Annotated in this window: 22 protein-coding genes, 12 tRNA genes and 2 rRNA genes; 32 read left to right on the top strand and 4 right to left on the bottom strand. The window is 40.9% G+C overall.

Translation table 11 applies throughout. The features are described 5' to 3' along the window. The first annotated feature begins 16 nt into the window (after positions 1–16). The 3 genes from GH754_RS12980 to GH754_RS12970 all read left to right on the top strand — a co-directional run bounded on the left by GH754_RS12980 (position 17) and on the right by GH754_RS12970 (position 2,255). Positions 17–250 (top strand): glutaredoxin family protein, encoded by a 234-nt coding sequence (locus GH754_RS12980; RefSeq protein WP_323742012.1) that lies wholly within the window; start codon positions 17–19, stop codon positions 248–250. Positions 251–329: 79 nt separating this feature from the next. Continuing rightward, a complete protein-coding gene (locus GH754_RS12975) occupies positions 330–680 on the top strand; it encodes a YppG family protein (protein ID WP_153729120.1) in 351 nt (116 codons plus the stop codon). Positions 681–986: 306 nt separating this feature from the next. Further along, a complete protein-coding gene (locus GH754_RS12970; protein ID WP_153729119.1) occupies positions 987–2,255 on the top strand; it encodes an MFS transporter in 1,269 nt (422 codons plus the stop codon). 37 nt (positions 2,256–2,292) lie between these two features. Here GH754_RS12970 and GH754_RS12965 read toward each other — a convergent pair whose 3' ends face one another. From GH754_RS12965 to GH754_RS12955, 3 genes are all read right to left on the bottom strand, one after another. Next, on the bottom strand, positions 2,293–3,141 hold the full coding sequence (locus tag GH754_RS12965) for a DegV family protein (RefSeq protein ID WP_153729118.1): 849 nt from the start codon (positions 3,139–3,141) through the stop codon (positions 2,293–2,295). Between the two features lie 27 nt (positions 3,142–3,168). Continuing rightward, positions 3,169–4,083, bottom strand: a complete 915-nt coding sequence (locus GH754_RS12960; RefSeq protein WP_153729117.1) for a DMT family transporter — start codon at positions 4,081–4,083, stop codon at positions 3,169–3,171. 77 nt (positions 4,084–4,160) lie between these two features. Continuing rightward, on the bottom strand, positions 4,161–4,775 hold the full coding sequence (locus tag GH754_RS12955) for a rhomboid family intramembrane serine protease (RefSeq protein WP_194841354.1): 615 nt from the start codon (positions 4,773–4,775) through the stop codon (positions 4,161–4,163). 102 nt (positions 4,776–4,877) lie between these two features. On the opposite strand from GH754_RS12955, the gene acpS reads away from it, so the two are divergent. The 14 genes from acpS to GH754_RS12885 all read left to right on the top strand — a co-directional run bounded on the left by acpS (position 4,878) and on the right by GH754_RS12885 (position 16,073). Next, complete coding sequence (gene acpS, locus GH754_RS12950; RefSeq protein ID WP_153729115.1) at positions 4,878–5,240, top strand: holo-ACP synthase; 363 nt, start codon at positions 4,878–4,880, stop codon at positions 5,238–5,240. A gap of 270 nt (positions 5,241–5,510) precedes the next feature. Further along, entirely contained in the window at positions 5,511–6,533 is a 1,023-nt protein-coding gene (locus GH754_RS12945) for a LolA family protein (RefSeq protein ID WP_153729114.1), read from the top strand. 170 nt (positions 6,534–6,703) lie between these two features. Continuing rightward, positions 6,704–7,861: an alanine racemase gene (gene alr / locus GH754_RS12940; protein ID WP_153729113.1), complete on the top strand. Its 1,158-nt coding sequence runs from the start codon at positions 6,704–6,706 to the stop codon at positions 7,859–7,861. Between the two features lie 195 nt (positions 7,862–8,056). Then, complete coding sequence (locus GH754_RS12935) at positions 8,057–8,350, top strand: antitoxin (protein WP_153729228.1); 294 nt, start codon at positions 8,057–8,059, stop codon at positions 8,348–8,350. A 6-nt stretch (positions 8,351–8,356) separates the two neighbouring features. Further along, positions 8,357–8,707, top strand: coding sequence for a type II toxin-antitoxin system PemK/MazF family toxin (locus GH754_RS12930; RefSeq protein WP_153729112.1), 351 nt, complete (start codon positions 8,357–8,359; stop codon positions 8,705–8,707). 161 nt (positions 8,708–8,868) lie between these two features. Next, positions 8,869–9,738 carry an RsbT co-antagonist protein RsbRA gene (locus GH754_RS12925; protein ID WP_153729111.1) on the top strand — a complete coding sequence of 290 codons (870 nt, stop codon included), beginning with the start codon at positions 8,869–8,871 and terminating at the stop codon, positions 9,736–9,738. A 4-nt stretch (positions 9,739–9,742) separates the two neighbouring features. Next, positions 9,743–10,099: an STAS domain-containing protein gene (locus GH754_RS12920; protein ID WP_153729110.1), complete on the top strand. Its 357-nt coding sequence runs from the start codon at positions 9,743–9,745 to the stop codon at positions 10,097–10,099. A gap of 10 nt (positions 10,100–10,109) precedes the next feature. Continuing rightward, positions 10,110–10,511, top strand: coding sequence for an anti-sigma regulatory factor (locus tag GH754_RS12915; protein ID WP_323742019.1), 402 nt, complete (start codon positions 10,110–10,112; stop codon positions 10,509–10,511). A 17-nt stretch (positions 10,512–10,528) separates the two neighbouring features. Then, positions 10,529–11,518 (top strand): PP2C family protein-serine/threonine phosphatase, encoded by a 990-nt coding sequence (locus GH754_RS12910; RefSeq protein ID WP_153729109.1) that lies wholly within the window; start codon positions 10,529–10,531, stop codon positions 11,516–11,518. Positions 11,519–11,602: 84 nt separating this feature from the next. Next, complete coding sequence (locus GH754_RS12905) at positions 11,603–11,932, top strand: STAS domain-containing protein (protein ID WP_323742010.1); 330 nt, start codon at positions 11,603–11,605, stop codon at positions 11,930–11,932. After that, complete coding sequence (gene rsbW / locus GH754_RS12900) at positions 11,932–12,411, top strand: anti-sigma B factor RsbW (RefSeq protein ID WP_153729108.1); 480 nt, start codon at positions 11,932–11,934, stop codon at positions 12,409–12,411. The genes GH754_RS12905 and rsbW overlap by 1 nt, the downstream gene beginning before the upstream one ends. Further along, complete coding sequence (gene sigB, locus GH754_RS12895) at positions 12,383–13,174, top strand: RNA polymerase sigma factor SigB (RefSeq protein WP_153729107.1); 792 nt, start codon at positions 12,383–12,385, stop codon at positions 13,172–13,174. The genes rsbW and sigB overlap by 29 nt, the downstream gene beginning before the upstream one ends. Further along, entirely contained in the window at positions 13,171–13,767 is a 597-nt protein-coding gene (locus GH754_RS12890; RefSeq protein ID WP_153729106.1) for a SpoIIE family protein phosphatase, read from the top strand. The genes sigB and GH754_RS12890 overlap by 4 nt, the downstream gene beginning before the upstream one ends. 176 nt (positions 13,768–13,943) lie before the next feature. Then, positions 13,944–16,073 carry a Tex family protein gene (locus GH754_RS12885; RefSeq protein ID WP_153729225.1) on the top strand — a complete coding sequence of 710 codons (2,130 nt, stop codon included), beginning with the start codon at positions 13,944–13,946 and terminating at the stop codon, positions 16,071–16,073. Positions 16,074–16,080: 7 nt separating this feature from the next. Here GH754_RS12885 and cmpA read toward each other — a convergent pair whose 3' ends face one another. Then, positions 16,081–16,215, bottom strand: coding sequence for a cortex morphogenetic protein CmpA (cmpA, locus tag GH754_RS12880; protein ID WP_153729105.1), 135 nt, complete (start codon positions 16,213–16,215; stop codon positions 16,081–16,083). A 218-nt stretch (positions 16,216–16,433) separates the two neighbouring features. Here cmpA and GH754_RS12875 point away from each other — a divergent pair, with 218 nt between their 5' ends. The 15 genes from GH754_RS12875 to GH754_RS12805 form a co-directional block, all read left to right on the top strand. Continuing rightward, the gene (locus tag GH754_RS12875; RefSeq protein WP_153729104.1) at positions 16,434–16,880 is read left to right on the top strand and encodes a SprT family protein; all 447 of its coding nucleotides are present in this window, start codon (positions 16,434–16,436) and stop codon (positions 16,878–16,880) included. 215 nt (positions 16,881–17,095) lie between these two features. Next, positions 17,096–17,170 (top strand) — tRNA-Asn (locus tag GH754_RS12870). A 2-nt stretch (positions 17,171–17,172) separates the two neighbouring features. Further along, positions 17,173–17,263, top strand: a tRNA-Ser gene (locus GH754_RS12865). A gap of 4 nt (positions 17,264–17,267) precedes the next feature. Next, positions 17,268–17,339: transfer RNA gene (locus GH754_RS12860), tRNA-Glu, on the top strand. A gap of 26 nt (positions 17,340–17,365) precedes the next feature. Beyond that, positions 17,366–17,442: transfer RNA gene (locus GH754_RS12855), tRNA-Asp, on the top strand. Positions 17,443–17,448: 6 nt separating this feature from the next. Beyond that, positions 17,449–17,523: transfer RNA gene (locus tag GH754_RS12850), tRNA-Gln, on the top strand. Positions 17,524–17,764: 241 nt separating this feature from the next. Continuing rightward, a tRNA-Lys gene (locus tag GH754_RS12845) sits at positions 17,765–17,837 on the top strand. A 125-nt stretch (positions 17,838–17,962) separates the two neighbouring features. After that, positions 17,963–18,047 (top strand) — tRNA-Leu (locus tag GH754_RS12840). 24 nt (positions 18,048–18,071) lie between these two features. Beyond that, a tRNA-Leu gene (locus tag GH754_RS12835) sits at positions 18,072–18,155 on the top strand. Between the two features lie 76 nt (positions 18,156–18,231). Next, positions 18,232–18,308 (top strand) — tRNA-Arg (locus GH754_RS12830). A 3-nt stretch (positions 18,309–18,311) separates the two neighbouring features. Then, positions 18,312–18,388: transfer RNA gene (locus GH754_RS12825), tRNA-Pro, on the top strand. Positions 18,389–18,403: 15 nt separating this feature from the next. Continuing rightward, a tRNA-Gly gene (locus GH754_RS12820) sits at positions 18,404–18,477 on the top strand. Between the two features lie 8 nt (positions 18,478–18,485). Next, a tRNA-Ile gene (locus GH754_RS12815) sits at positions 18,486–18,562 on the top strand. A gap of 130 nt (positions 18,563–18,692) precedes the next feature. After that, positions 18,693–20,254: ribosomal RNA gene (locus tag GH754_RS12810) — 16S ribosomal RNA — on the top strand. Positions 20,255–20,819: 565 nt separating this feature from the next. After that, a 23S ribosomal RNA gene (locus GH754_RS12805) occupies positions 20,820–22,512 on the top strand; the annotation flags it as partial.

The raw sequence follows: 22,512 nt of genomic DNA, 5'->3' as shown, positions 1-22,512 counted from the left end.
CTTGAGGTGATACGTAGTGAACCAAGAAGAGATCATCGTGTATACTAGTCAAAATTGTAATCAGAGTAAAAAAGTAATGAATCTATTGGAAAATTGGAATAAACACTATGAAGAAAGGAACATATCTGAAGATCGTTCATATTTAAAGGAATTACAACAAAATGGAATTTATGCTACTCCAGCTACGTTTATTGAGGATAAATGTATACTAGGTTATCAAAGAAGAGCTATTGTTCAAGCAATAAGTTAGTAATTGAACTAGATAGAATCACACTCCCAGATTGTCCTAACATAAATTGTAATAAGGTCAATATTAGGGGGTGTTTTTAATGCAAAGAAATTGGAACTATCAACCAGGTCCAAACCATTTTCAAAACATGTATCCACCTCAATTTCCATTTCAGAATCAAGGTTCCTTTCATGGTATGAAGTCACCATATGAACAATTTCAAAAACCTCCAATGCCAATGGGGAAATACCCTATGAACCAAGGAGGCGGACCAATGGGAGGACCTTATCCAAAGGGGCCCAATCCGCTTTTACAGGCCTTCCAGGATCAAAACGGTCAAATGGATTTTGACAAGGTCTTTTCAACTGTTGGGCAGGTAGTCAACACAGTCCATCAGGTTCAGCCATTAGTGAAACAGGTTGGCTCGATGATAAAGGGGTTTAAGGTGTAAAAGAGAGGCTGATCATTGCTTTCTGATTAGAGGCAATTTCATCAGCCTCTTTTGTTTTAATCTGTTTGGGGGCGAATGTGTGCAATACTTAGATTTCGGGGGTCATCTACCTCGTTTTTGTTCAATAAGGTCACTGAGGTTCAATTCAGGATTTAGATAGCAATTAATCCATGTCAAAGTGCTGCAACCCCAAGATTCCCAACAAATACCACAGATTGCTGATTGAATGACCTAGCCAGTATTGAATCTTCCTAATATATGTTAAAATATAGAACGTTGTTTCTTAATTTATAAGGGGGGGATGAATTGGCTAATGATCATACAAAGGCAAAGGTCCCTATTCAATCTTCCTTTTATTATGGATGGGTGATTGTTGCTGTTGCAGCTTTAAGTGTCTTTTTCTCTGGACCAGGTCAAACCTACTCCATATCTATTTTTAAGGAGTATTACATAGAAGACTTTGGCTACTCGAATTCATTTGTTTCAGGATTATATTCGGTTGCTACATTATTAGCTGGATCGCTTTTATTTGTTGTTGGGCGATTGACGGATAAATTTGGTCAGCGTACTATGATGACGGCCATTGGCATATTACTGGCTGTAACGTGCTTTTGGAACAGTTTCATTTTTGGACCGGTTATGATGTTTATCGGCTTTTTTATGCTCCGAATATTTGGTCAAGGCTCAATGACGCTACTACCAAATACTCTAGTGCCACAGTGGTTTATGGCTAAACGGGGCAAAGCCCTTAGTCTTATGGCGATTGGCACATTTGTTAGCTCTGCTTTATTTCCACCTTTAAATACGTTCTTAAATAATACAATTGGCTGGAGATATACGTGGGTATTCTGGGGAGTCCTTCTGCTTGTTATTTTTGTACCTATCGCATTTGTTTTCGTTCGGAATAAGCCTGAAGATGTTGGGCTTGAAATGGATGGGAAGAAGACAAACTATCCAGTGAGAACTCATTTACATGTGGATGTAAGCGAGGTTAGCTGGACGGTAAAAGAAGCCATGAGAACCCGGGCTTTCTGGTTTATTCTGTTTTGTGTGAGTGTACCTGCGCTTGTGAATACAGGGGTTACCTTTCATATTGTATCGATTGCAGAGGGTAAGGGGTTAACAGCTGGGCATGCTTCGATGATTTTATCCTTAATGGCTATTATTGGTTTTCCATTATCCTTTGTATCGGGTTATTTGGTGGATCGATATCAAGTGAAATATGTTCTAGCCATTACCTTCTTAGGACATATCATTTCCATTTTAATGCTCTGGCAAGTTAGCTCGGTAGTAGGAGCTGTGATTTACGGTGTTCTATGGGGGATTGTAAATGGATTAGAAAGAATTGTTTTAAATATCGTTTGGCCAAACTATTTTGGGCGTGAACATTTAGGAAGTATAAAAGGGATTGCTCAATCTGTTATGGTCCTCGGCTCTGCTCTTGGCCCATTACCATTTGGCCTTTTTTACGATTGGTACCACGGCTATGATGAAATTTTACTTATTATCATATTATTTCCACTTACAGCAGGCATATTGTCTTTACTGGCATCAAAGCCTGTTTATAAAAAATAAGACGAAGAGACCTAAATCTCTTCGTCTTATTTTTACACTAATCTCTAAAAAATGAGATTACAATTCCACCCTCACCAGCGTATGTTGCAATCAACGGCCCCATATCCATAAACAAGGAGTCCTTAAATGAATAGCGCTCCTTCATATCCTCAAGCACTTGACTTGCTCTTGCTTTATCATTTCCGTGAGCCATTGAGATGGTACCAAAGCTTTTGGTTTGTTCACCAATTTGCTCAATGAATCGGCGCATCGCTTTTTTGTTTCCTCTTACCTTTTCCGCTACATCAATGGTTCCTTCCTCTGTTGCGTGTAAAAGGAGTTTAATATTCAGGGTTTTGGCAATCGCACCTTTTACACGATCTAGTCGTCCACCCTTAATTAAATTATCTAAGGTTTTCAATACAAATAATGTGGAGAGTTTCTCTGTCCTCTCTTTCAAATGAGAAACAAGGTCGTGAAAATGGACATTTTCTAGCATTTTCTTACGTGCCTCATGTAGTAAAAGAGCAATACCACAGGAAGCAGTCTTTGTATTAATGACTTCAATCGTTCGGTTAGGTTGCTCTTCTAATAGCATATCTTTACCTATGACCGCACTTTGATAGGTACCGCTAACCCCTTTGGATAATGAAAGCATGAGAATGGATTTATTCTCATCAACTCTTTTATAAGCTTCATAGAAGTCTTGTGGACTAGGTGCAGATGATTTAGGTAACTCATCAGCCTCCCTCATTAGATCGTAGTATTCAGGGAACTCCTGATCAGGACTTACTTTGTATGTCTTTCCATTCAGTTCAATGTTAAGGGGGACAATTGAAATATTAAGCTTTTGTTGTAAAGCTGCAGGGATATCTGCGCCCCCATCAGTCATTAATTGAATGTTCATTCATCATCACTCTCCCAATGATATTCCTTATATATGATCCTTGCTTTCTTCTACGATCATTCTTGGTCTTCTTGAAGTACTAAAAATGAACAGCATTAAACCAAAAATGACAATGAAGCCTCCGAGAATTTGGAACCATGTAATTACTTCTCCGAGTATAAAATAGGCTAATATGGACGCCCCAACCGGCTCGAATAGCATTCCCATTGTAATGGTTGAAGTACTGATCCATTTAAGCGCCCAATTAAATAGTGTATGGCCCAAAAAGGTAGGTACAATGGCTAACGCTAAAAAGATGAGCCAATGGTCGAGAGGGTAGCCAATAAACGCTTCTTGATTAACAATATTATATAAAATTAAGGTTATGGAGCTTACCCCATATACGACAAATGTATAGGTGGCTAAGGATATCCTTTTTCTAACATTCTGTCCTAATAAGAAATATCCTGTTACCATAATTGCTCCTAATAAAGCTAACATATCACCAAAGAACGCTAAGCCACTAATTTTAAAATCGCCCCAGCTAATGATGATACTTCCAATTATTGCGATCACCATACTTATGATGGCGCCATAAGTAAAGCGCTCCTTAAAAAAGAAATACGTTCCGATAAAGGCGAAGATAGGCTGTAAAGTGACCAATACGACTGAACTCGCGACAGAAGTATAGTTTAATGACTCAAACCAAAAGATGAAATGAAAGGCAAGGAAGACTCCGGAAAAAATGGACAGCCTCCAGTCCTTTTTTTGTATATATCTAAATTCATGCCGTCTCTTCAACAGTATATAAGGAGACATGATTAAGACCGCTAATAACAGTCGATAATTAGCAATAATCGATGCAGGGGCATCGTGCGCTAGTTTTACAAGAATCGCAGCTGTCGAAACACTGATGACACCAATTGTTAACGCGAGATATGGAGCAAATAGTTTATTCCCCATTTGTATCCTCCAGCTGTGCTTAAAGTTAAAGTCATTTTATCATGGATTTCAGACAATTACATCATGGTAGGCATCTATTAAATCCAATGAGAGCGATGTTTATGTCCCATCAAGAGGAAGTAAGCCAACCCGAAGCCTCCCATAAAGCCGAAGATATGGGCATAGATATTTATGTTTGCCCGCATAAATGTCATAATAAAAGCAAAAATCATGATGACGACGATCATTTGGGTACTTTGGTAATCTAGTAAATGCTTTCGATATAAGACGATAAACAAATAAGCTCCAAACAAACCAAACACAGCACCAGAAGCACCAGCATGAGTAAGTATTTCTGATCCTAGCCATAACGTCACTAGGTTCCCAACAAGGCCTGAAACTACATAAAGTAAGATAAATTTTAGTTTTCCAAGCATTCGTTCAAGTCCCGGACCGAATAATACAAGGGAAAAAGAATTAAAAACAGCATGCATAAGACCAAAGTGAAAGAAAATAGCTGTGAAAAGTCGCCAATACTCTTGGTCGTAATAAATGAGGCCATTTTGAGCTAAGCCAAATGACCGAATAGCCTCCAAAAAGGGGATAGGAAGAAAATCGGTAAAAAACCATAAACCTAAATTGATGGCTACTATTACGCTGACAACAGGATAAAAGCGGATAAACTCTTGAAAACTTTCTGTACGAACAAACATCATATCACCTATTCATCGTATTTTTATGGTGCTATTCTTCTCTATACATATAGAAGGATTGTCTAATCGTTATGCAGATTTCTTAGAAAGAAGGGGAGTATTTTGATTACAGGATTAGGAATCGATTTAATTGAAAAAGAAAGAATCAACAATGCTATGAAAAAAAGCGACCGTTTTTGTAAACGAATCTTATCTGACCGTGAAAATGTTATTTTCCAAAGTATAACATCTTGGCAGCGAAAAGTTGAGTATCTTGCAGGGAGGTTTGCTGCTAAGGAAGCGTATGCTAAAGCATCTGGTACGGGGATTGGAAAGGAAATGGCATTTAAGGATATTGAAGTATTACCTGACTCTAAGGGAAAACCAGAATTATATTTCAAAGGGGAAAAAAATCCGAAATCCTTAGTCTCTATTTCACATGGGAGGGAAATTATAATAGCAGAAGTCATAATTCAGGAAGGCTAGTCTGCATATTCGGATAGTTTGTCTCATATATTTTAGTGCGGGTAGGAGGGAACAACCTACACATGAGTTTCAAGGGGAATGTGTAACCGTTAATCAAAATCAAAGCTTTGGTGATGAGGAAGGGGCGATCTGAGATTGTAACGAATGAAGGAGGGTTATAGCATAATAAGGTGACTAATGTGTTTATCAAAAAGCGAAGAGATTAACGGAATTATACATTTCATCAGTAGTGTTCCCTTGGTTTTGAAATGAGGCAAAGGAGTTGTGATCATGAAGAAAAAACATTTGCTCTGGAGCTTGGCGGTATTCTTACTTATTTTCTTAGCTGCTTGTGGTGAGAAATCAAAAGAGGATATTGTGAATTCTCTTGAGAAACAGGCTGAGGAAATGAGCGGATACAAGGCGCAGGCAAAGATGAATTTAAAGACTGGTGAAGAAGTACAAAGTTATGAAATCGATGTATGGCACAAGAAAAAGGATCTTTACCGAGTACAATTGAATAACCCAAGTAGTGAAAAAGGCAATCAAATTATTTTGAAAAACAGTGAGGGTGTATTTGTTCTTACACCGGCACTCAACAAAAGCTTTAAGTTTCAAAGTGAATGGCCGGACAACAGTAGTCAGCCATATCTCTATTCCTCCTTGGTAAATGATATTATGAATGACCAAGAGGCTGAATTTAAAACAACAGAAGACTACTATGTATTTACAACGAAAACGAACTATCAAAGCAACAAAAACTTACCTTATCAGGAAATCACCTTTGATAAGGAAACACTAAAGCCTGTTTTAGTCAAAGTAATGGACAAGGATTACAAGTCCTTAGTTGAAATTACGTTCTCATCATTTGAATATGATCCAAAATTTGCAGAGGATGACTTTGATACGAAGAAGAACCTAACAAGTAGTTCTGCTGATGTGCCAGCGATGGCGAATGCTGAAGAGGAAGTAGAGATGCAGGTTCTTTACCCTTTAAACCTTCCTGAAGGTACATCATTAGTGGAAGAAAGAAAGGTTGACTTTGAAAACGGGACAAGAGTGATCCTTACATTTGAAGGGGACAAGAATTTCACTCTGATTCAGGAAAAGTATACAGCTTACCCAACGAGTATTTCATCACCGGTATCGGTTGAAGGTGACCCAGTTGACCTAGGGTTTACAGTGGGAGCTTTATCAGACGGTACGGTAGAATGGAGTAACAACAATACAAGATTTTACTTAGCTAGTGAGGACCTAACTAGAGAGGAATTAATTGAAGTGGCCTCTTCGGTTGAAGGTAAAAGCTATAAGTAATGGTTCCTAACAGACTCGGGGAGGGTTTACTCCTGTCCTATAAATCCTTAGTACAAGGTGAGGAGGAGTGACCTCCACTTTTGAGTCTGTTTTTCTTGTCCATTTGATTATTTGACATATGACAGCTCAACATTAAATAATAGAGGAAAAGGGAAAAGAGGGTTCGGGACTTGGATTTGCAACCTTTTTATCGAGATACATGGGTAGAAGTACATTTAGATGCCATTCGACATAATATTCAGCAACTAAAACAAGTTCTTCCCGATCACACGAAAATTTTTGCTGTTGTCAAAGGGAATGCGTATGGACATGGGGACATTCAAGTCGCAAATGTCGCACTTGAGGAAGGAGTTTATGGATTATCCGTAACACTCCTAGATGAAGCCCTGCGCTTGAGAAGGGCTGGTATTAAGGCTCCTATTTTAGTGATGAGCTGGACACGTCCTCAAGATGTTGAGGTTGCCATAAAGAATAATATAACGTTAACCGTTTTTCAAAGAGATTGGATAGAGCAGGCCAAGAATTTCATAGGAACAAAGGCTCTTTCAGTCCATGTTAAATTGGATACTGGGATGGGGCGTGTAGGAGTCCGTACTGATGATGAATTAGTCCAGTTAATGGAGGGATTGCAGGGCGATCGGTTCCACGTTGCTGGCGCATTTACTCATTTCGCAACAGCAGATGAAGAGGAACTCTCCTATTACGAAAAACAACGGTCACGTTTTATAGAACGCATTGAATTATTTCGTTCGTTTATTCAACACCCTGTCGTTATTCATTCAGGAAATAGTGCGGCTAGTATGCGATTTCCGGGTGATGTATTTGATGGGGTCAGGTATGGAGTGAGCTTGTACGGGTTATACCCATCTTCTTATTTGAAGCAAATAAAGCCGATTGATTTACAACCAGCCTTTTCCCTTCATAGTCGCCTCATACATGTGAAACAAATGCCTAAGGGTGAGGGCATAAGCTATGGAAGAACGTATGAAACGAATGAAAATGAATGGGTTGGTACTGTACCTATTGGTTATGCAGATGGCTGGATTCGCAGGTTAAATAGCCGATATGTACTCATCGGCGGCAAACAAATGCCGATTATTGGTCGGATTTGTATGGATCAATTTATGGTTAGGTTAGACAAGGAATATGCGGTAGGGGAAAAAGTTACGTTAATCGGGAAACAGAAGAATGAAGAAATCACAGCGGATGATGTTGCAGAAACATTAGAAACGATTAACTATGAAGTCCCGTGCTCAATTAGCTACCGAGTTCCAAGGGTTTACGTGAGTCAAAATGAAGTAATTTACATTGAAAATAAAGTAATCTAAAAAAATTCGTTTAAAATGAAACATAATTGTGTAAAATTGGAATAGATATTTAAATGTTTGGTAGTCGGAAAAAGGTATTAAATAGTTGTAGCATTCCATATAGTTTAAAGTAGCTTTAAAATGTACAAGAAAACTTTGCAAAGCACTCTTTTGCGTGGTATTATTGTGATGGATTTATACATTTGTCAGGTATTCATGGTGGAGGTGTATGTTGTGTCCGAGGGTTCACAAGAAATTTTAGTAAAACTACCACAACAAATGGTGAGGGAGCTAGACAATTTGAGGGAAAATGAAAATTGCGATCGGAACGACTTGATTTGCCAAGCTATGAAAATGTATTTGCATGATAAAAAGAAGCGTGATATCCGAGAATCAATGCGCCGCGGTTATGTAGAAATGGCTAATATTAACCTAAATATTGCATCTGAAGCTTTTCAAGCTGAAGAGGAGGCGGAGAACACCCTGGAGCGCTTAGTGAGCGGGGGGTAACGTAGATTGATGGTGAAAAGAGGCGACGTCTTTTTTGCGGATCTCTCCCCCGTGGTAGGGTCGGAACAAGGTGGCGTTCGCCCAGTATTAGTCATTCAAAATGATATAGGTAATCGTTTTAGCCCAACCTGTATTGTTGCAGCAATTACCGCGCAAATACAGAAAGCTAAATTACCGACCCATGTTGAAATCGATGCGAAGAAGTATAGCTTTGAGCGTGATTCGGTAATCTTATTGGAGCAAATCCGCACGATTGACAAGCAACGACTAACCGATAAAATAACACAACTAGATGAGACCCTAATGAAGCGTGTTGATGAAGCGTTACAAATCAGTCTCGGACTTATTGATTTTTAAAGCTACTCTTTGGAGTGGCTTTTTTATTTTTTCTGAAATCCTAGACTATAGTCATTGGCTAATTTTGGTTAGGAATGATAATCTATAATAGAGTGACTATTTTTAATACACAAAGAATTATATTACTATACATAAAATATTAATATGGGAGGTCAGTGATATTGGATAAGCTGTTGCAGGAAATTGTTTTGGATAACAGTGATGAAATAATCAAAAAATGGCTTGGAGAAATTGCTGATGAGAAAATGAACACCAAGTCATTACCAGTGTCAGAGGAGCTTTTTGAAAGCACAAATCGTGAATTTGTAAATGCGATTTTTTCTAGTGTGGAGCAACAAGGTTCGTTTGATGATTTGCATGATTTCTCAGAACGTCTCATTAACCTAGGTTGGCCTTTAAGTTATTTAACAGAGGGAATGCAAGCATTTAGAAGAGTGACCACTAATTTCATCTTAGAAAAAAGTGAAAATGTGGATACAGAATTCTTTAAGCAAGTGGTTGAAAGTGTAGATATTTGGGTAGATCCAATTGTTAACTTTTTGGTCAGTGAATATTCTGGAAGCTGGGAAAATACAGTTTCCCTCCAGAGAATGGCCTTGCAGGAATTATCCGCCCCATTGATCCCAGTCATGGAAGGGATTACGGTAATGCCGTTAATCGGCACCATTGATACAGAGAGAGCAAAACTCATTATGGAAAATTTATTAGATGGTGTCATGAAGCATAATGCGGAAGTAGTATTAATTGATATTACAGGAGTACCTGTGGTTGATACAATGGTTGCGCACCATATTATCCAGGCGGCAGAAGCTGTGCGTTTAATCGGAGCAGATTGTATTTTAGTCGGTATACGACCGGAAATTGCCCAAACCATTGTAAATCTTGGAATTGACCTATCCAACTTCCCAACGAAAAGCTCTTTACAAAAAGGGTTCCGTTCTGCCCTTGAAATTACAGATCGAAAGGTGATTGACCTTAAAAAAGACGAGAAAAAAATTGAGAAAATTTTAGACTCAATAGATAAGGAGTGAAACTTTGAGAATACCAATTTTAAAGTTACATAACTATTTATTGATTTCCATCCAAACAGAGTTAGATGATAAGACGGCGATCCAATTTCAGGAGGACCTATTAAATAAGATACATGAAACATGGGCATCCGGAGTCGTGATTGATTTAACCTCTGTAGATATAATTGATTCCTATATTGCAAAAGTATTGGGGGATGTAGTGTCCATGTCTGACTTGATGGGTGCAAAAGTTGTTCTTACAGGGATCCAACCTGCAGTAGCGATGACATTGATTGATTTGGGTATACACCTAAAAGATGTTCCGACAGCGCTAGACTTAGAACAAGGCCTTATAAAACTTAGACAGGAATTGGAGGAGTAGTATGATGGACATTCAATTCCAATCCTTTATCCCGATAAAAAAAGAATGGGATATTGTTGCTGCAAGGCAACAGGGCCGGGACATGTCTAAGCAAATAGGCTTTGGCTCGGTCGATCAAGCAAGAATTGCAACAGCGATTTCGGAACTGGCAAGAAACATTTACTTGTATGCTGAACAGGGGAAAATATGCTTTGAAATTCTTGATGATATGGAACATAAGGGCATTAAAATAATCGCCAAAGATGACGGCCCAGGCATTCCGGATGTCGGTAAGGTTATGGAGGATGGCTATACGACTTCGGGAGGTTTAGGTGCGGGCCTGCCTGGTATTAAACGATTGATGGATTATTTTGACATAGTATCAGAAGAAGGAAAAGGGACAGAGGTAACCGTTCAGAAATGGCTCCGATAGAGGGGGGGTAAGTGGCCTTGGAAAAATATAAAAATTTATTAAAACAATACCTCGAAACAGAAGATGAAGCGGCCTTATATCGTGCAGACCAGTTTAGTAAGAAGTCCCTAATGGATGATATCTCTCCGGATGAAATTTTACAAATACATATTGATGCCATGCTAGATTTATATCCGGACTTATCAAAAGACATGCGTTTATCATTAGACTTTTTATTGGAAACGATGATTTCTTATGGAATTGCTCATCAGGAATTCCGGGTTCTCCGCGAAAAGCAGTTGGAATTAAAGTCGGAAATAGAAGTAGCTGCTAACATGCAAAGTACCTTATTAAACACCAATATCCCTGAGGTAGAGGGGTTAGATATAGGAGCCATTTCCATAGCTGCCAATCAAATGAGTGGAGACTACTATCATTTTATAAAGGACCAAGAAGATAATGTTGGTATTGGTGTAGCAGATGTAATAGGGAAAGGTATCCCTGCTGCGTTATGTATGTCGATGATTAAATATGCTTTGGATAGTTTTCCAGCTAATCGATTAAATCCGAAAACTATTTTAAGGCTGTTAAATCGTGTGGTTGAACGGAATGTTGAACCTGGGATGTTTATTACTATGTTTTACGGGTTTTATAACAAAAACGAGAATTGTTTACAATATGCCTCTGCTGGTCATGAGCCAGGTTTATTTTACAATGCTAAAACCGATTCATTCGAAACTTTAGAAGCAAAAGGTATTGTTTTAGGTGTTGAAGATTCTATTTCCTATAACCAATTCACGAAATGCTTATCTGTAGGAGATATGATTATTTTATTAACTGACGGTGTCACTGAATGTAGAAAAGGTGACCAATTTATCGAAACAGATGAAATTTTACAAGTAATAAAAGAGTATCTACATTTACCAGCACAAGATATTGTGGAAAATGTATACCGTCATTTTGAAAGAGTACAAGACTTTGATTTGCGAGATGATTTTACATTAATTATTTTACGTCGAAAAGAATAGAATTTTGAAATAGGACGTTTAGAAGTTTCAAAGAACGGGTAATAAGATAGAAGTTAAACAAATAAACTTTTGGGGGTTCTAATCGTGAATTTGAGCATTGATGTTTCTGAAAAGAATGATGTTCATGAAGTAAAACTCTCTGGAGAAATCGATGTATATACGGCGCCCAAATTAAAAGAAACCATTTTACCTTTAACAAAGCAAAAAGGGGCCACAGTTAAAATTGATTTAGAGAAAGTACAATATATGGATAGTACGGGCTTAGGAGTTTTTATAAGCGGCTTGAAGGCAGCTAAGGAATATGAATCAAAACTCATACTAGTGAATTTAAAGGATCGGGTGTTTCGTTTGTTTGATATTACCGGCTTAAAAGAAGTTTTTACAATAGAAGATACTATTCGAGGTGGAAAGTAATGCAAGAACCCTTTGACTTTATTGAACTCAAAATACCAGCTAAGCCGGAGTATGTGGGTATTGTTCGATTGACAATTTCGGGAATTGCAAATCGATTAGGTTTTTCATTTGAAGAAATTGAGGATTTAAAGGTTGCCGTTTCAGAAGCCATTACAAATACCGTTCAACATGCGTATCGGGAGGTGGAAGACGGCGAAGTTACGGTGGGATTTGGTTTATACTATGACCGCTTAGAGACTATGGTTTCAGACCGGGGGGGAAGTTTTGATTTATCAAATATTAAGCAAAAAATAGGCCCTTATCAACCAGATGAATCCATTGAAAGTCTAAAAGAAGGTGGTTTTGGTCTGTTTCTTATAGAAGAACTTATGGATAAGGTCGAAATCAATAATGATTATGGTGTGATTGTGATTATGACCAAATATCTCCATAAAAATGGGGTGGAACATAATGACGACCAAATCTCAACCACACAATGATCGAGAAGACCAGGTTTATAGATGGATTAAAATACTGCAGGATGAACCTGATGATGAATCCACACATGAAAAAATTGTACTAGAATTTGACGAAATGGTTCGATCACTTGCGCTAAAATACTCCAAAAACAGCGCGATTCATGAGGATCTTGTTCAGGTTGGAATGCTTGGACTAATGGCTGCTATCAAGCGCTATGATCCTTCTTACGGGAAGACGTTTGAATCGTTTGCAATCCCAACGATTGTAGGAGAAATAAAGAGATACATTCGAGATAAAACATGGAGTGTTCATGTTCCACGCCGTATTAAAGAATTAGGGCCGAAAATCAAGAAAGCTGTTGAACATTTAACGACAAGTCTTCAACATGCACCTTCCATACAAGAAATCGCAGACTATCTTGGCATATCTGAAGAGGAAGTATTGGAAGCTATGGAAATGGGACAGAGCTATCGGGCTCTTTCGGTTGATCGAAATATTGAAGCGGATTCTGACGGTGGAAAGGTTTCTATTCTTGATCTAGTTGGCTCAAAAGAGGATGGCTACAATCAAGTTGACTACAAAATGTTATTAGAAAAGCTAATGCCTGTATTATCTGAACGGGAACAACAAATCTTGCGCTGTACGTATTTTGATAACATGAGTCAAAAGGAAACAGGAGAACACCTTGGAATCTCTCAAATGCATGTTTCACGCCTTCAAAGACGTGCCCTGAGAAAATTACGTGATGTTCTTCAGTCAGAAAGTCCGGAGGTTTTATTTTGAATGGAAAAGAAAATCAAATCGAGGTATCTGTTTTCCAGCAACCCAAAATTGGCAACAAATGTAATGGGGATTATTTTTTTTATAAGGAGACAGAGACTCAGTTTATTTCAGTTCTAGCTGACGGTTTAGGCAGTGGGGCCGATGCAAACGAGTCCTCGTCCGCAGCAATTCATATTATTAAGGACCATCATACAGAACCAATGGAAAAACTAATAAAACTTTGCAACAATCAGTTAATTCATAAACGTGGGGTTGTTTTGGGGATAATTAAAATGGATTTAGTCAATAAAACCTTTGAATTAACATCCATCGGCAATGTTGGTATTGCTATATTAAAGCCTAACGGCGAGAAAAAACGCAATATTCCTACTCCTGGATATTTACCAAGCTACGGCCATTCCTTTAAAGTGAAAAGAGGAGAATTAGAGCCTGGTCATGTATTTCTTATGTATTCAGATGGCGTTTATGAGCGGAGTTTGCTAAAGCATGTAACCGAGAAGCAGGATATGTTTGTCATTACAGACAGGTATGCTAAACGTGAAAGAGAAAATATTGCAGATGATACAACATTATTAGCAATGAGATATGGTTGAATGGGGGTCTTTTCGATAAAAGGAAAAGGCCTTTTTTATATGTAAAAAGGATATAAACGCCATCTTTTGTTAAAATGAAAGATGGACCATATTTTTTAGGTAAAGCAATTCGAGGAGGAAATGTTTTGACAGAAGTTTACAATGACCATAGAATCGTAAAGACGATAAGCAGTTCAATGGGAATACCAATACATACTACCCAAACGGTAATCCAGTTACTACAGGAAGGAAATACCGTCCCCTTTATTGCTCGCTATCGTAAAGAACAAACTGGTGGGCTAGATGAAGTACAAATTAAAGATATTGAAGATAAATATGAATATGGGGTTCAACTAAGTAAGCGAAAGGAAGAAGTTATCCGTTTAATAGATGAACAAGGAAAATTAACCGAAGAATTACAGCAGGATATTATAAAGGCAGAACAACTTCAAAAAGTGGAGGATCTATATCGTCCATATAAACAAAAGAGAAGAACTAGAGCGACTAAAGCGAAAGAAAAAGGATTAGAGCCTTTTGCAAGTCGTGTTTATCAGCGTCAACAAGAGGTTGAAGTAGAGGAAGAGGCTAAAGCTTATTTCTCTGAGGAGCATGAATTAACAACAGTTGAAGACGTACTTTCTGGTGTAAATGATATTATAGCCGAATGGATTTCTGATGAACCAAAATTCAGAGAAAAAATTCGAAAGGAAACCTTTAAGCATGGCGTACTAGAGACAAAAGTCAAAGATGAAGAAAAAGACGAAAAAGGCATCTTCAACATGTATTATGACTTTCATGAACCGATTCGGAAAATTGCTTCACATCGCGTGTTGGCAATGAATCGTGGGGAAAAGGAAGATATTATAAAGGTTTCCATCACAGCGCCTGAGGAACAGATCATATCGTTTTTACAACATCAAGTCCTTGCACAACCGAATGATAAGGCTAAGTCTGTACTTATGAATGCGATCGAAGATGGGTACAAACGCTTGATTGAACCATCGATTGAACGAGAAATTCGAAATACCTTAACAGAAGAGGCGGAAGAGCATGCTATTCAAGTCTTTTCGAAAAACCTAAGGAATTTGCTTCTGCAACCACCATTAAAGGGGAAAACCGTTTTAGGTGTGGATCCTGCCTACCGGACAGGCTGTAAATTAGCAGTCGTTGATGAGACCGGAAAAGCAGGGGACATTGCAGTGATGTATCCGACTCCACCTAAAAATGACCGTGCCGGTGCTGAAAAGATCTTTTTAGGTATGATTGAAAAGTATCCAGTTGAAATCATTGCCATTGGAAATGGAACAGCATCAAGAGAGACAGAGCAATTTATAGCAGAAATGATTCAAAAACACAATTTAAATATGGGCTATATTATCGTGAATGAGGCTGGAGCCAGTGTGTACTCAGCATCTAAACTCGCTCGCGAGGAATTTCCTGATTTGCAAGTGGAAGAGAGAAGTGCCATTTCAATTGCTAGACGACTACAGGATCCTCTTAGTGAATTAGTTAAAATTGATCCGAAGTCGATTGGTGTCGGTCAATATCAACACGATGTAAGTCAGAAGAAACTTAGCGAATCTTTGACTTTTGTTGTCGAAACCGTTGTTAACCAGGTTGGAGTAAATGTGAATACTGCTTCTGCTTCTTTACTTCAATATATTTCAGGATTAAATAAAACAGTTGCGACAAATATCGTCAAATATCGCGATGAAAATGGGAAAATCAAGAATCGTAAACAATTGAAAAAGGTTCCTCGTTTAGGTGCCAAAACTTATGAGCAAGCAATCGGCTTTTTGCGGATCACAGATGGAGATGAGCCTTTAGATGCAACACCAATTCATCCGGAGAGCTATAATCAAACGAAGTCCCTGTTAAGTATGTTGGAGCTCTCCACTGATGATTTAGGTCAAGAGCAATTAATTACAGCGTTAAACAAAACTGATACAGAAGAGATTGCTGAACAATTGCAGTTAGGCACACTAACTTTAAAAGATATAATTGAAGCGCTCAAAAAACCAAACCGTGATCCGCGTGATGAAATCGAAAAGCCAATCCTGAAAAAAGATGTTTTATCCATGGAAGACTTGAAATCTGGAATGGAACTTCAAGGGACCGTCCGCAATGTTGTCGACTTTGGTGCGTTTGTGGATATTGGCGTGAAACAAGATGGTTTAGTTCATATTTCAAAATTATCCAACCAATTTGTAAAGCATCCATTAGACGTTGTCGCGGTAGGTGATATTGTGACGGTTTGGGTAGATGATGTAAACATACAGCGGGAACGAATTGCTTTAACGATGTTAGAACCAAGTACGGAGTCGTAAGTACAATTCAATGACTTGAGGTCTTTTCGTTATGGACAAAACGTTTCCGATAAAAAAACCAGCACTGGTTCAGCAATTTAATTTGGTGCAAGTCCTTTTTGCGGAAGGCTTTCTGCATTTGATTTAATAACCAGTTTGGCATACTACCCCCTCCATAATTTATAGTTATGATTAGGATATGCAAAACAGACGCTGGGGTTCAGATGTATTATTTAGAAATGAGAAAAAACCTTCCCAATTGAGGGAAGGTTTTCTATATGAATGTTGTTTTATTAGCTATATAGAGTCTGAAGGTTTTTGATTGTATAAGGAATCAAATCACTGTAAAATAAAATTATAATAAATGTTGGAGTCATCTTAATGGACAATAATGAACTTACTCAACTTGTGAACCAGCTTTCAATTGAATACTTTCATAAACCCTTTGTTGATCAAGCTTCCTTTAATGGACGTTTACGAACAACAGGTGGTCGATATTTACCTTCAAAGCGAAAAATAGAAATCAATCCAAAATACCTGGATGAACTAGGTATGGATGAGTTGATAGGTATTATCAAGCATGAGCTATGTCACTACCACTTGCATATTGAGGGGAAAGGCTATCAGCATCGAGACCGAGATTTTAGAGAATTACTCAATAAGACTGGGTCACCAAGACACTGTCGAGCATTACCGTCTGTTCGAGAGCGAACAAACTCACACACATATAAGTGTACGCAATGCGGGCATTTATATTATAGAAAGAGAAGGGTCAATGTCCAGAAGTATAGATGTGGGAAGTGTAGGGGTAAACTAAAGAAGGTTTGAGCTTGACATGGAATGAAAACATACTAATAAAAAAGTTCAAAAATATGTTGACGAAAAAATGTGTCCATGTTAAATTAAATAAGCCTTACGAAAGAGACAATGTCTTAACAATAAATCAATTCAATAAACCTTCAAAAATGGTTTGACAAAACGTTTGTGATGTTGTAATATATTTAACGTCGTCGCAATTGATGACGAAAAACAATTATTTTTATTCCACCGTAGCTCAGTGGTAGAGCAATCGGCTGTTAACCGATCGGTCGTAGGTTCGAATCCTACCGGTGGAGCCAGTGGAGAAGTACTCAAGTGGCTGAAGAGGCGCCCCTGCTAAGGGTGTAGGTCGCGTAAGCGGCGCGAGGGTTCAAATCCCTCCTTCTCCGCCATTATGGCCCGTTGGTCAAGTGGTTAAGACACCGCCCTTTCACGGCGGTAACACGGGTTCGAATCCCGTACGGGTCATTCTTTTTTAGTCTTAAAAAACTATAGGTCCGGTAGTTCAGTTGGTTAGAATGCCTGCCTGTCACGCAGGAGGTCGCGGGTTCGAGTCCCGTCCGGACCGCCATCTTGTTGGGCCATAGCCAAGCGGTAAGGCATCGGGTTTTGATCCCGTGATGCGCTGGTTCGAATCCAGCTGGCCCAGCCATTTTTTATTGCAAAAAAAGATGTTTTAGTATATTTAGAAGCAAAGCAAAGCAGTCAGTGCTTCTTATTTAAATAAAACGAGCCATTAGCTCAGTTGGTAGAGCACGATCGAATAAGCTTCGTAGCAAGTACCTCAGCGTACCAATCGAATTGCTACTTGAATTGACTTTCTGAGATTGGGACGTCGTAGATGCAATAAAGTACGAAGAGAATTAAAGAAATCGTTCCACTATATTAAATACGAGCCATTAGCTCAGTTGGTAGAGCATCTGACTTTTAATCAGAGGGTCGGAGGTTCGAATCCTCCATGGCTCATCAAGGAAGTTATGGTTGGATTCTCACCTACGGTTCTCCTTGTTTCGATTAATGAATTAGGGAAACAAGGACTAGCCTGCGGCGTCGGAATCCTCCATGGCTCATCATTATTTCTAATTAAATACGCGGGTGTGGCGGAATTGGCAGACGCGCTAGACTTAGGATCTAGTGTCTTTCGACGTGGGGGTTCGACTCCCTCCACCCGCACCATTAAAAATAACAACAATAGATTGTGCGGTCGTGGCGGAACGGCAGACGCGCTAGGTTGAGGGCCTAGTGGGGGTTTACCCCGTGGAGGTTCAAATCCTCTCGACCGCATTGAAAATGTCATTTTCGAAATTAACTATTGCAAAATAATAAACGACATGTTATGATTAATCTTGTCGCAAAAAAAGCGCCCGTAGCTCAATTGGATAGAGCGTTTGACTACGGATCAAAAGGTTAGGGGTTCGACTCCTCTCGGGCGCGCCAGTCCGGGAAGTAGCTCAGCTTGGTAGAGCACATGGTTTGGGACCATGGGGTCGCAGGTTCGAATCCTGTCTTCCCGACCAGTTAATTTAAATAACGCGGGTGTAGTTTAGTGGTAAAACCTCAGCCTTCCAAGCTGATGTCGTGGGTTCGATTCCCATCACCCGCTCCATAATATATGGGCCTGTAGCTCAGTTGGTTAGAGCGCACGCCTGATAAGCGTGAGGTCGGTGGTTCAAGTCCACTCAGGCCCACCATTACAATCTTATTTGTAGTGAAGAAAAATTCGAACCTTGAAAACTGAACAAACCAACCAGTACGTCAATTCGCTATTTTAATAGCAATTTGATTTTTAATTGAGCTTTATGGATTTTGACATCCAATACTATTTTGGAGAGTTTGATCTTGGCTCAGGACGAACGCTGGCGGCGTGCCTAATACATGCAAGTCGAGCGCGGGAAGCTAACTGATCCCTCCGGGGTGACGTTAGTGGAACGAGCGGCGGACGGGTGAGTAACACGTGGGCAACCTGCCTGTAAGACTGGGATAACTCCGGGAAACCGGGGCTAATACCGGATAACACTTTGAACTGCATGGTTCGAAGATGAAAGGCGGCTTTTGCTGTCACTTACAGATGGGCCCGCGGCGCATTAGCTAGTTGGTGGGGTAAAAGCCCACCAAGGCCACGATGCGTAGCCGACCTGAGAGGGTGATCGGCCACACTGGGACTGAGACACGGCCCAGACTCCTACGGGAGGCAGCAGTAGGGAATCTTCCGCAATGGACGAAAGTCTGACGGAGCAACGCCGCGTGAGTGATGAAGGTTTTCGGATCGTAAAGCTCTGTTGTTAGGGAAGAACAAGTACGAGAGTAACTGCTCGTACCTTGACGGTACCTAACCAGAAAGCCACGGCTAACTACGTGCCAGCAGCCGCGGTAATACGTAGGTGGCAAGCGTTGTCCGGAATTATTGGGCGTAAAGCGCGCGCAGGCGGTTTCTTAAGTCTGATGTGAAAGCCCACGGCTCAACCGTGGAGGGTCATTGGAAACTGGGGAACTTGAGTACAGGAGAGGAGAGTGGAATTCCACGTGTAGCGGTGAAATGCGTAGATATGTGGAGGAACACCAGTGGCGAAGGCGACTCTCTGGCCTGTAACTGACGCTGAGGCGCGAAAGCGTGGGGAGCGAACAGGATTAGATACCCTGGTAGTCCACGCCGTAAACGATGAGTGCTAGGTGTTAGGGGGTTTCCGCCCCTTAGTGCTGAAGTTAACGCATTAAGCACTCCGCCTGGGGAGTACGGCCGCAAGGCTGAAACTCAAAAGAATTGACGGGGGCCCGCACAAGCGGTGGAGCATGTGGTTTAATTCGAAGCAACGCGAAGAACCTTACCAGGTCTTGACATCCTCTGCTACCTCTAGAGATAGAAGGTTCCCTTCGGGGACAGAGTGACAGGTGGTGCATGGTTGTCGTCAGCTCGTGTCGTGAGATGTTGGGTTAAGTCCCGCAACGAGCGCAACCCTTGATCTTAGTTGCCAGCATTAAGTTGGGCACTCTAAGGTGACTGCCGGTGACAAACCGGAGGAAGGTGGGGATGACGTCAAATCATCATGCCCCTTATGACCTGGGCTACACACGTGCTACAATGGATGGTACAAAGGGCAGCGAAGCCGCGAGGTGAAGCAAATCCCATAAAACCATTCTCAGTTCGGATTGTAGGCTGCAACTCGCCTGCATGAAGCCGGAATCGCTAGTAATCGCGGATCAGCATGCCGCGGTGAATACGTTCCCGGGCCTTGTACACACCGCCCGTCACACCACGAGAGTTGGCAACACCCGAAGTCGGTGGGGTAACCTTTTGGGGCCAGCCGCCTAAGGTGGGGCCAATGATTGGGGTGAAGTCGTAACAAGGTAGCCGTATCGGAAGGTGCGGCTGGATCACCTCCTTTCTAAGGAAAACATCATCACTTTCGTGATGAATAAAAAGATGTACTGGTTGTGTTTGTTTAGTTTTGAAGGATCGAATGATTCTTCAAACCAAGTACCTTGAAAACTAGATAAGAAACAATCAAGAGCATGACAATGCGTTTATTAAGTTAAGTGAACAAGAGCGCACGGTGGATGCCTTGGCACTAGGAGCCGATGAAGGANGTACACACCGCCCGTCACACCACGAGAGTTGGCAACACCCGAAGTCGGTGGGGTAACCTTTTGGAGCCAGCCGCCTAAGGTGGGGCCAATGATTGGGGTGAAGTCGTAACAAGGTAGCCGTATCGGAAGGTGCGGCTGGATCACCTCCTTTCTAAGGAAAACATCATCACTATCGTGATGAATAAAAAGATGTACTGGTTGTGTTTGTTTAGTTTTGAAGGATCGAATGATTCTTCAAACCAAGTACCTTGAAAACTAGATAAGAAACAATCAAGAGCATGACAATGCGTAAAGGATTGAAGAGGAAGTTCTGTTAAGAACCGTCACGTCCTGTGACGAACACAGAACTAACTTCATCCATGAAGTTAAGTGAACAAGAGCGCACGGTGGATGCCTTGGCACTAGGAGCCGATGAAGGACGGGACAAACACCGATATGCTTCGGGGAGCTGTAAGTAAGCTTTGATCCGGAGATTTCCGAATGGAGAAACCCGCTGTCCGTAATGGGACAGTATTCTTATCTGAATCCATAGGATAAGAAAGGCAACCCGGGGAACTGAAACATCTCAGTACCTGGAGGAAGAGAAAGCAAATGCGATTTCCTGAGTAGCGGCGAGCGAAACGGAAACAGCCCAAACCAGAAGGCTTGCCTTCTGGGGTTGTAGGACACTCCTTTGGAGTTACAAAGAAACAAGGTAGGCGAAGCGGTTTGGAAAGACCCGCCATAGAAGGTAACAGCCCTGTANGATATGCTTCGGGGAGCTGTAAGTAAGCTTTGATCCGGAGATTTCCGAATGGGGAAACCCGCTGTCCGTAATGGGACAGTATTCTTATCTGAATCCATAGGATAAGAAAGGCAACCCGGGGAACTGAAACATCTCAGTACCTGGAGGAAGAGAAAGCAAATGCGATTTCCTGAGTAGCGGCGAGCGAAACGGAAACAGCCCAAACCAGAAGGCTTGCCTTCTGGGGTTGTAGGACACTCCTTTGGAGTTACAAAGAAACAAGATAGGCGAAGCGGTTTGGAAAGACCCGCCATAGAAGGTAACAGCCCTGTAGTTGAAACCTTGTTTCCTCCGGAGTGGATCCTGAGTACGGCGGAACACGTGTAATTCCGTCGGAATCTGGGAGGACCATCTCCCAAGGCTAAATACTCCCTAGTGACCGATAGTGAACCAGTNAGAGAAAGCAAATGCGATTTCCTGAGTAGCGGCGAGCGAAACGGAAACAGCCCAAACCAGAAGGCTTGCCTTCTGGGGTTGTAGGACACTCCTTTGGAGTTACAAAGAAACAAGGTAGGCGAAGCGGTTTGGAAAGACCCGCCATAGAAGGTAACAGCCCTGTAGTTGAAATCTTGTTTCCTCCGGAGTGGATCCTGAGTACGGCGGAACACGTGTAATTCCGTCGGAATCTGGGAGGACCATCTCCCAAGGCTAAATACTCCCTAGTGACCGATAGTGAACCAGTACCGTGAGGGAAAGGTGAAAAGCACCCCGGAAGGGGAGTGAAAGAGAACCTGAAACCGTGTGCTTACAAGTAGTTGGAGCCCTATGCATATTTTCCTTTGGAAAATTGCTGGGTGACAGCGTGCCTTTTGTAGAATGAACCGGCGAGTTACGATCCCATGCAAGGTTAAACAGATGATGTGGAGCCGCAGCGAAAGCGAGTCTGAATAGGGCGTTTTTAGTATGTGGTCGTAGACCCGAAACCGTGTGACCTACCCATGTCCAGGGTGAAGGTAAGGTAACACTTANCCCCGGAAGGGGAGTGAAAGAGAACCTGAAACCGTGTGCTTACAAGTAGTTGGAGCCCTATGCATATTTTCCTTTGGAAAAATGCTGGGTGACAGCGTGCCTTTTGTAGAATGAACCGGCGAGTTACGATCCCATGCAAGGTTAAACAGATGATGTGGAGCCTCAGCGAAAGCGAGTCTGAATAGGGCGTTTTTAGTATGTGGTCGTAGACCCGAAACCGTGTGACCTACCCATGTCCAGGGTGAAGGTAAGGTAACACTTACTGGAGGCCCGAACCCACGTACGTTGAAAAGTGCGGGGATG

The sequence above is a fragment of the Salinibacillus xinjiangensis genome (assembly GCF_009649735.1).
Classification (GTDB): domain Bacteria; phylum Bacillota; class Bacilli; order Bacillales; family Alkalibacillaceae; genus Salinibacillus; species Salinibacillus xinjiangensis.
The sequence above is the reverse complement of the archived record's forward strand: the minus strand, read 5'-3'. Positions and strand labels throughout refer to the sequence as shown.